The 5132-nt window shown below is 73.2% G+C and carries 4 protein-coding genes; all 4 read left to right on the forward strand.

The features are described 5' to 3' along the window. The first annotated feature begins 533 nt into the window (after window positions 1-533). Window positions 534-995: a DUF6643 family protein gene (locus ACFU99_RS32255; protein WP_384398778.1), complete on the forward strand. Its 462-nt coding sequence runs from the start codon at window positions 534-536 to the stop codon at window positions 993-995. 46 nt (window positions 996-1041) lie between these two features. Further along, a complete protein-coding gene (locus tag ACFU99_RS32260; RefSeq protein ID WP_384398780.1) occupies window positions 1042-1866 on the forward strand; it encodes an MOSC domain-containing protein in 825 nt (274 codons plus the stop codon). A gap of 123 nt (window positions 1867-1989) precedes the next feature. After that, the gene (locus ACFU99_RS32265; RefSeq protein WP_384398782.1) at window positions 1990-2595 is read left to right on the forward strand and encodes a hypothetical protein; all 606 of its coding nucleotides are present in this window, start codon (window positions 1990-1992) and stop codon (window positions 2593-2595) included. A gap of 97 nt (window positions 2596-2692) precedes the next feature. Further along, window positions 2693-5125: a right-handed parallel beta-helix repeat-containing protein gene (locus ACFU99_RS32270; RefSeq protein WP_384398784.1), complete on the forward strand. Its 2433-nt coding sequence runs from the start codon at window positions 2693-2695 to the stop codon at window positions 5123-5125. The last annotated feature ends 7 nt before the right edge of the window (window positions 5126-5132 follow it).

Raw genomic sequence — 5132 nt, forward strand, 5'->3', positions numbered from 1 at the left:
GCAGCAGGGCGGAGGCATCGACGTCCGGCACTCCGGCGCCGGTGCGCCAGCCCAGTTCGACCCGCACCGCCGATGCCGGAATCTGCACATTGGTGCCCTTGCGCATGCTCATGCTCCACCCCTCCGAACGTGCCGTGAACGCGGCCGGTCTGTACGCGCTCCCAACGTACCTTGGCGACCGCTTTACCTACCTTGGCGACCGCTTTTCGCGGATTTGCTTACTTTGCGGAACCCAGGACGGGATGCCGCACCCGCCCGACGCCCGCACCGGCCGCCCTCTTACGGGTGAACTCGGCAGAGAGAAAGCCGAGTTGGGGTACACCGACGGAGGGCCCGCCACCCGGCCCGCACTGCCGGGCGGGCGCCCGGCTACCGGACCCGCGACCCGGAAACCCCTGTGACGGAGGCGGCCAATCATGCGGGTGTGTCCTGATGTGCCCCTTGTGGTCCGACCTGTGTATTTGCAGGTCAGAAGGGGGTTGGTGCTACCTTCCCGTAGACCGGGCCTGGGCGGTTGGCTTAACTTATGGGCTATGACCTCCCCCCGCAGTTCCTACGGCGGCGGCTACTACGCCGCGTCGTCGTTCCCGGACACCCCTATCTACGACAGCCTCGTCGCCGAGCGGGGCACTCCGCAGATCGCACCGATCCGGGTTCCTTCCCCGTACGACACCAGCGGACACTTCCCCGCGCTCCCGGCCGCGCTGCCCGCGCTGCCGGCGGGGCCGTCCCAGCACACGCCGCCGCAGGGCTACCCTGCCGCGGCGCAGCAGCCGGCGCTCCAGCAGGCTCCCGCGCCGTACATCCCGCAGCAGTCGGGCGGCCCGCGCGGCTACCCGGGCCCGCAGCAGCAGTACCAGCAGCGTCCGGCGGCGCCCTCGGGGCCCGCGGGGTTCTCGGGGTACGACGCGATGCGGCCCGTGGCGCCCCGGCCGGCCCCTTCGCCGTACGACGACCAGTACGGCCGTCAGTACCCCAACCAGGGAGGTTACTGACCTGGCCGACCGTTCAACTGTCCGACCCGGCTGGCAAACTGACCGCATGGCCAACCCAGTGCTGAACGCGGTCCATGTCTATCCGGTGAAGTCGGTCGCGGGGTGCGCGCCCGGTGAGGCGGCCGTGGAGCCGTGGGGGCTCGCCGGGGACCGGAGATGGGTGCTGACCGAGCCCGACGGCAGGATCATCACGCAACGGCAGCAGCCGCGCCTCGCCTTGGCGTCGGCGCGTCCGCTGCCCGGCGGCGGGGTCCGGCTCGCGGCTCCGGGCAGCGAGCCGCTGGACATCGGGGTCCCCGAGGAGTTCGACACGGTGACCGTGCAGATCTTCCGGGACAAGGTCGAGGCGGTGCCCGCGGGCGCCGCCGCCGATGCCTGGGCGAGCGACTATCTGAGCGTCGAGGCCCGGCTGAGGTATCTCGACGCCCCGGAGCACCGTCGCCCGATCGACCCCGAGTACGCGCGGCCCGGCGAGACCGTGAGCCTCGCCGACGCCTATCCGCTGCTGCTCACCACGACGGCCTCGCTCGACGCCCTCAACTCCCTGATAGCGCAGGGCGACCACGCGGACGAGGGCCCGCTGCCCATGAACCGCTTCCGCCCCAATGTCGTCGTCGACGGCGTCGCCCCGTGGGCCGAGGACGACTGGCGGCGCGTGCGCATCGGCGGGATCCCCTTCCGGGTGGCCAGGTCCTCCGCGCGGTGCGTCATCACCACGACCGACCAGCGCTCGGCGGAGCGCGGCAAGGAGCCGCTGCGCACGCTCGCGCGCCACCACCGCTTCGGCGACCGGCTGGTGTTCGGGCAGAACCTCATCCCCGAGACCACCGGGACGCTGCGGGTCGGCGACCCGGTCGAGATCCTCGAATAGCCCCTCGGCCCCCGCCCCGCGTCCATGGCTGGCGCAAAGGGTGATTTTGCTCTCTCCCCCGTGCTCTCGCGCATGTAACGCCTCAAGTGAGGTATTTACGGACGCGGAAGGGGGTGCAGCACCGTGCACAAGACTCCGGTCATCTGGCGGTGGCGGCACAACCCGCTGCGTCGCGGCACGGACCTCGTCGAGGCGTGGGTGGGACTGATCGCCGTACTGCTGATGCTGGTCGCGGCCCCGGCGGCCGGCTGGGTCGTGGGCTCCCTCGCCCACGGCGCCCTGCGGCAGACCGTGCGGGAACAGCAGCAGCACCGGCATCTGGTCACCGCGACGACCGTGCGGCTCATGCCGAGACCGCCGATGGAACCCGACCCCGAGACCGCCTCCGGGCACCGCCCGCAGCACCGCCGGGTGCTCGCCAACTGGACCGCTCCGGGCGGCAGTACGCATACGGGCGTCGTCAGCGCCCGGCAGGTCGCCGCCCCCGGCGACCCGTTCCCGCTGTGGACCGACGACAGCGGCAGGGCCTCCGCCCGCCCCATGGACAGCACCACGGCCGCCGCGCACACCGCCCTCGCCGGGCTCGGCACGGCCGGCGCCGCGGCGGGGCTCGTCGAGGGCGTCCGCCGGCTCGTCGTCCGGCAGCTCATGCGCAGACGGTACGCGCGCTGGGACCGCGCCTGGGCGCGGGCGGGCCAGACCTGGGGCCGGGCGGGCGCGGGGAGCTGACCGGTCAACTCCCGTCCCCCGCGCACGCTACGGTGGTGCCGCCAGTACACGTCCGTACGCGGTGAACACACGCACGAGGTGGGGGCACAACAGCACCATGGCACAGGGCTCGGTCCAGGTGACGCACACCGGCACATCGCGGTGGCGGCGGCGCACGGGAGAGTACGCCTCCCTCGCCGCCGCCCTGGAGGCCGCGGCCGACGGGGACGTGCTGTCCATCTCCCCCGGCACGTACCGGGAGAACCTCGTCGTGGTCCGGGCCGTCACGCTGCGCGGCAGCGAGAGTTCGCGCGGCTCGGTGCGGATCGCGCCGACCGAGGGCGTGCCGCTGACCGTGCGGGGCTCCGCGACCCTGCACGACCTGTACGTCGAGGGGCAGGACCCGACCGTGCCCGCGCTGCTCGTCGAGGACGGCGCACCGGAGTTGGCGGGCCTGCGGGTGGCGACCCGCTCCGCGGTCGGCATCGAGGTGCGCGGCGGGGCCCGGCCCACGGTGCGCCGCTGCACCGTGGACAATCCGGGCGGCATCGGCATCAGCGTGCTGGACGCGGCCGGCGGCGTCTTCGAGGAGTGCGAGGTGGTGGCCGCCGGCCAGTCCGGGGTCGCGGTGCGCGGCGGCGGCCATCCGCGGCTGGAGCGCTGCCGGATCCACCACGCCTCGGGCGCCGGGCTGTCGATGACGGGCGAGGGCACCGCGCTGGAGGCCGTCGGCTGCGAGGTGTACGAGATCAAGGGCAGCGGCATCCAGGTGGCTTCGCGCGCCACCGGCCATCTCACGGACTGTCAGGTGCACCGGACCTCCGCGGACGGCGTCACGCTCGACACGGACTCGGTGCTCACGCTCTCCGACTGCGACATCCACGACATCCCGGAGAACGCGGTCGATCTGCGCTCCCGTTCCGTGCTGACGCTGACGCGCTCCACGGTGCGCCGGTTCGGCCGCAACGGCCTGTCGGTGTGGGACCCGGGCACGCGGGTGGACGCCAACCAGTGTGAGATCAACGAGAGTACGGGCGACTACCCGGCGGTCTGGGTGAGCGACGGGGCGACCGCCGTCCTCGACTCCTGCCGGGTGCGCGACGTGCCGGACGCGCTGTTCGTCCTCGACCGCGGCTCGCGCGCCGATGTCGTCGACAGCGACATATCCCAGGTCCGCAACACGGCCGTGTCGGTGAGCGACGGCGCCACCGCGCAGCTCGACGACTGCCGGATACGCGAGGCGGCCACCGGGGCCTGGTTCCGCGACCACGGGAGCGGCGGCACCCTGGCCAACTGCACGATCGACGGGGCGGCGACCGGCGTCATCGTCACCAAGGGCGCGGACCCCACCATCGAGCGGTGCACGGTGACGTCGCCCATCGAGGCGGGGTTCTATGTGTCGGCGGAGGGCCGCGGCACGTTCCACGGCTGCCGGGTGACGGGCAGCAGCGGCTACGGCTTCCACGTCATCGACGGCTGCCGCACCACGCTGACCCGGTGCCGCACGGAGCGGTGCGCGCGCGGCGGCTACGAGTTCGCCGAGGACGGGCCGGTCAGCGAGGACTGCACGAGCGACGAGAGCGCGACGCTCGCCGACGTCTCCCCCGGCTCCGGGCTCGGCTCCCCGGCCACCGCGGTGGAGCCGGCAGTGCAGACGGTGGGGCTGCTCGGCGGGGTGCCGGGGCCGCGCGCCCCGGAGCCGGCCCCGGCCGCGCCCGAGCCGTCGGCCGCCGATGCCGCGCGGCCCTCGGCGGAGGTGCTCGGCGAACTCGACGCGCTGGTCGGCCTGGACAGCGTCAAGCGGGAGGTGCGCGCCCTCACCGACATGATCGAGGTGGGCCGACGCCGTCAGCTGGCCGGGCTCAAGGCGGCGTCGGTCCGCCGCCATCTCGTCTTCACCGGCTCCCCCGGCACCGGCAAGACCACCGTCGCCCGGCTCTACGGCGAGATCCTCGCCTCCCTCGGCGTGCTGGAGCGCGGCCACCTCGTGGAGGTCTCCCGGGTGGACCTGGTCGGCGAGCACATCGGCTCGACCGCCATCCGCACCCAGGAGGCGTTCGACCGGGCGCGCGGCGGGGTGCTCTTCATCGACGAGGCGTACGCGCTGTCCCCCGAGGACTCGGGCCGGGACTTCGGCCGGGAGGCCATCGACACGCTGGTGAAGCTGATGGAGGACCACCGGGAGGCGGTCGTGGTGATCGTCGCGGGGTACACCGCCGAGATGGAGCGCTTCCTGACCGTCAACCCCGGCGTGGCGTCCCGCTTCTCGCGCACCATCACCTTCGGCGACTACACACCACGCGAGCTGCTGCGCATCATCGAGCAGCAGGCGGAGGAGCAGGAGTACCGGATCGGTGAGGGCACCTCCGAGGCGCTGCTCAAGTACTTCACGGAGCTGCCCAAGGGCCCGGCGTTCGGCAACGGCCGCACCGCCCGGCAGACCTTCGAGGCCATGGTCGAGCGGCACGCGGGCCGGGTGGCGCAGTTCCCCGACCCGAGCACCGACGAGCTGACGCTGCTCTACTCGGAGGATCTGCCCGAGCTGCCCTGAGGGGCGG

It is taken from the genome of Streptomyces sp. NPDC057654, from assembly GCF_042800135.1.
In the GTDB taxonomy this organism is placed as follows: Bacteria; Actinomycetota; Actinomycetes; order Streptomycetales; family Streptomycetaceae; genus Streptomyces.

Excerpts from the sequence above, each read along its gene's own strand:
- ACFU99_RS32255 (WP_384398778.1), top strand. The coding sequence starts at position 534 with ATGACCTCCCCCCGCAGTTCCTACGGCGGCGGCTACTACGCCGCGTCG.
- ACFU99_RS32260 (WP_384398780.1), top strand. The coding sequence starts at position 1,042 with ATGGCCAACCCAGTGCTGAACGCGGTCCATGTCTATCCGGTGAAGTCG.
- ACFU99_RS32270 (WP_384398784.1), top strand. The coding sequence starts at position 2,693 with ATGGCACAGGGCTCGGTCCAGGTGACGCACACCGGCACATCGCGGTGG.